4 protein-coding genes and 1 pseudogene are annotated in these 4282 nt (G+C 55.7%); all 5 read right to left on the bottom strand.

Annotated features, from left to right (window positions below):
• The coding region (locus NCN04_RS08550; protein ID WP_250395811.1) for a sigma-70 family RNA polymerase sigma factor at positions 1–724 on the bottom strand (724 nt) is incomplete at its 3' end.
• Between the two features lie 380 nt (positions 725–1104).
• Positions 1105–1785 (bottom strand): GDSL-type esterase/lipase family protein, encoded by a 681-nt coding sequence (locus NCN04_RS08545; protein ID WP_048346691.1) that lies wholly within the window; start codon positions 1783–1785, stop codon positions 1105–1107.
• Between the two features lie 25 nt (positions 1786–1810).
• Complete coding sequence (locus tag NCN04_RS08540; RefSeq protein ID WP_250395810.1) at positions 1811–3340, bottom strand: ABC transporter permease family protein; 1530 nt, start codon at positions 3338–3340, stop codon at positions 1811–1813.
• Positions 3337–4098 carry a phosphonate ABC transporter ATP-binding protein gene (locus tag NCN04_RS08535; protein ID WP_250395809.1) on the bottom strand — a complete coding sequence of 254 codons (762 nt, stop codon included), beginning with the start codon at positions 4096–4098 and terminating at the stop codon, positions 3337–3339. Before NCN04_RS08535 ends, NCN04_RS08540 begins: the two co-directional genes overlap by 4 nt.
• Positions 4095–4282: pseudogene (locus NCN04_RS08530) on the bottom strand (putative selenate ABC transporter substrate-binding protein); the annotation flags it as partial. The pseudogene NCN04_RS08530 and the gene NCN04_RS08535, both read right to left, overlap by 4 nt.

Here is a 4282-nt window from a genome sequence, read left to right as displayed (position 1 = left end):
ACTCTCGGATTGATTGGCGTAGAAAGCCTGCATCAACCTTTTCTCTCAAAGCAAGGTCCTTGATTGGAATGTTGTCGACATAGCGAGCAAGGAGCCAACAACACTGTTGAGGCTCAAGTGTCTTCAGAGCGTCCTTCAACCAGCGAAGGCTGGGTTCCTCCACCGAAACAGGCACAGATGAGGGATCCTCGATTTGATGAAGCAGGGAGCTTCTCAGCTCTCCGTCTACCGCCTGAATGGAAGGAGCAACATCAAGCGAAGCCACGTAGCTGAGGGAGTGAGCGATCAGGGCCTCTCGCCAACGGTGAGGGCTCACGTTGAGGGATGCTGCGAGGCCTCGCTCATCCAGTGGATCCAGACTCTGTTGCAACCGTTGCGCCTGAAGACGCACACCCCGACTATGCAAGTCCTTCAAACGCCAAGGAATCCTCAGCGCATGTTGTCGATCGCGACGGAAATGCAGGATTTGGCCGTTCACCCTGGTTAACACATAGGTGCTGATGCGACATCCACGTTGAGGATCAAAGTTGGCCATTCCATGAATCAAGCCCAAGCGACCTTCCTGCACTAAATCGTCTTGCTCTCCTGGAAAGCGAGCCGCTTGATGGATGGCGGCATGGTGCGCCAATCCAAGATGTTCAAGCACAGCATCGTTGCGATCAAGAATTGACTGGGGCAATAATCTGCGCTGCTCGCGCCGTCGAAGGCTCTCAGGAGAAGGCATGAAATGTGGGTGATTTGGACCCCTTCAACGTCGCTTTCATCTGCCTTTACACCCTCCTCCTTTCCAATGGAAGGTTCCACTCGAAAGGATGAAAACCAAGCCATCCGAAGAGTGAACACTTGCTATGAGTGGAACGATACAAACCCTTTAACCATGATCAAATCACGGACTCACCACTCAATCACTTTCGTTTTTTTGTCTCTTTTCAGCGGTATAGCGATGACACAAGCGATGCCTAGTAACGCCCAATCGATTGAAGAATGGTATGAAAGCCGCCCACCAGAACAACTTTGCGAGCTTTATCGCTCAGGGGCAATTCGACCAGATCAACTCCCTGGGGGAAGAGACTCAGAGCCTTGCGCGAATTTTCCGACCCCGGATCAATACGTCATCAAGGATGTGAACTGACAATGGGGCTCCAGACCAGCCCAATGAAGAAGTGGCTTCCACTCCTGAAGTCGTTGATGAATCCAGTGATGACCTGTGCTGTTGAGATGAATGCCGTCAGGTTCCAACCAGGTCAACCAATCGGGCTCTGCGGCCATCGCTCGGTGCAGGCTTAAAAATGGAACATCGGCTTCCAGGCACGTTTCCTCCAATTGCGCTTCATGGATAGCCACTGCCTCATTGCTGTACCAAAGGCAATCAGCGAAAGGCATGACCGCTTCATCAACAACACTGAGCCCCATCACCATGACTTGAGTGACTGGCGTCATCGCCGCAAGCAATTGCTCAAGCCCGAAGCGAAACGCTTCAGCACTCAATTGCTGCCGTCCATCAAGCCGGCCCACCCGTGCGCTGTCATTGAGCCCCACCGAGAGCAGCAAACCATCGGGCTGCTGGCGACGGAGCTCACCGCGGCAACTCCACTCTTGCTGCCATCGCTGAGCGATGCGCTCCAGTCCATCCCCACGCACGCCAAGCCCATACACCACGGGGGCTGAGGGCATCGTCATCCATTGACGCCTCAAGCGTTCACACCATCCCCCTCCCTCTGAATCACCCCATCCGTACACGCCACTATCCCCGATCACGACAAGCTGCCGCGGCGCTGTTGTCATCACTGGCGGTCACGCAATCCAGACGTCAGCTTTGCAGCCAGAGCGAACGGCAGCGGTCACTGAGTGATTCCCCACTGATGGTGAGGGCGCAATAGCAAGAAAGCACTAACACCACCGCAGCCCAATGAAAGGAGCTGAGTGATTCCAGCAGCTGCCAGCCCAAACCACTTCCCCCAATCATTCCCACCACCACTGTTTCGCGGAGGATCACATCACTGCGGTAAGCCCCATAAGCCAGATAGCTAGGACTTTGAGGACTGAGCAGGCCATACAACCAGCTCATCCGCTCTGAACTCCCCATCGCTCTGAGGGCTTCTTGACGCTGACCCCTTTGTTGCTGAAGCCCTTCGAGCAGCAACCGCCCCATCACCCCACTGTTGTGAAGTCCGATCGCCAAGGCACCAATCGCCAGGCTCGGGCGATTGCTGAGCAGTAGGAGCAGCACCATCAATGGCGGTGGGATCCAGCGCATGAAGGCCCAGAACAACGAGCAACACTGATGCCACCTGGAGGAGGGCCATATGAGCAAGGCCAGGGGGGGAAGTCCGATCGCAATCCCCGCAGCCAACAAGGTGAGGCCCAGCGTTTCCAAAATCATGCGCAGCCAAGGAAGTTCAGTGGCGGCCGCACTCAGCTGGGTCCAGGAAGGAACCTCCATCCCGATCCAGCTGAGTCCAGAAAACTGATCAGGAACGATCAGCCGTAGCCAAAACGTGCCGATCAATCCCAAAACGATCGTCAAGGTGCCGAACAACAGAATTCGACGTTGACCCTGAAGCCCGTCTCCAGAACGTCCTCGCCAAAATCTCAACAGCTGCTCCAGAATCAACATCACGGCCGATAGAACCCACAACCCTGTCCACAGCTCACGAAACTGCAACGACTGAAGGGTGAGCTGCAGTTCGGTTCCAAGCCCCCCTAAACCAAAAACCCCCAGCAAGGTGGCGCTTCGCAAGGCACATTCGAGCCTGTACCCCCCGTAGCTCATCAAGACAGTGCCCATTCCTGGGTTGAGAGCCGTCATCAAGGCCGACAGGGGCTGCACCCCTGCGCTGATTAAGGCATTCAGAGGACGATGATCTGCGCTGTCGAGATGATCTCGCCAAATCCTTGCCACGAGGGCGCTGTAAGGAATCGCGATCGCAGCGACAGCAACGTAGGGATGAAGCCCCAACACCTGAAGCAACAACAGGCCCCAAACCAGCTCATGCACCGCTCTTGGGATGGCAAGGACCCCTCGTAGCGCTTTCGCTGGCCAAGGGGGAAGAGTCCAGCTTCTCCACACCACATCCGCGCAAGCGCTGCCGAGAAGCACACCCAACAACAAGCTGAGACTCCAGCTCAGAAAAGCCGTGGCCATGGTGACTCCAAGACCATGCCAAACCGCATGAAGGACATCGGGATCCAACGACGGATGCAGGGCTCCTGAAAGGAATTGCTGCCAAATCGACAGCCCGCCTCCATGCAGCCCGATCAAAGTCACGATCAAAACGGGCACCAGAGCCATGGCAGGCAACAAGGTGAGCAGGGGTGCCGCTGGTCTCGGGCGGTTCATCCGGCCGCGTACAACCTGGAAAGGTCAGTAGGAGTGAGTTGATCTGCTGGTTGGTCCATCACAAGCTGCCCATCCTGCAAACCGATCACACGATCAAAGCGATGGACGAGTTCGGGTTGATGCAAGCTGATCACAATCGCCTGAGCGCCACAATTCAGCTGCCCCTCGGGCGAACGGTTCAACAAGTGATCCAATAAGTCAGAGGCGATTGCAGGATCCAAATTTGCAATCGGTTCGTCGGCCAAGATCAGTTGCGGTTGCTGACGGAGCAAACGGGCAAGAGCCACGCGTTGTCTCTGCCCTCCTGACAGCTGGCGGATCGGAGCATCAATCAAGCCACGATCGATCAGATCAGCATCAAAACCTGCCCGCTGCAAGCAATCTTTGCAGGCGGATTGATCCACATTGAACAACAGATTGGCCAATGCCCAGATCAGGTTGTGACGGCCCAAGGCACCGCTGTTGACGTTCTGTCCAACGCTGAGCTCCTCCACAAGCAGCAGGTCTTGCCAGAGCATTCCAATCTCCCTTTTTTGGCGACGAGGCATGGTGCGAATCGACGCACCACACCAACGCACCTCTCCCTGCTCAACACGAAGACTGCCATTGGCGATGGCCAGCAAAGTGCTCTTTCCGGCCCCGCTCCGTCCAAGCAAGGCGATCCGCTCTCCCTCAAACACCGAGAGGGAGATCGAGCGCAGTCGATCTCCTCTTGGGCCACTCAGGCTGACGTTCACCAACTCAAGAAGAGAGGTCAACGGATCTTGCCGAGCTGACGACCCACCTGCTCAATGGGTTGATATTGAGATTCCTGCGCTGGAATAAAACGTTTGGCGGCAAACAACTCCAAGATGGTTTTCTGTCGCACGTTGGTGGGGGTTAAAGCCAAAATGGCCTTCTGGAGTTTCGTGGTGAATCCCTTCCCAAAGCGTTGATCAAGAT

Source organism: Synechococcus sp. MU1655 (assembly GCF_023630655.1).
Taxonomy (GTDB): Bacteria; Cyanobacteriota; Cyanobacteriia; order PCC-6307; family Cyanobiaceae; genus Synechococcus_C.
The sequence above is the reverse complement of the archived record's forward strand: the minus strand, read 5'-3'. Positions and strand labels throughout refer to the sequence as shown.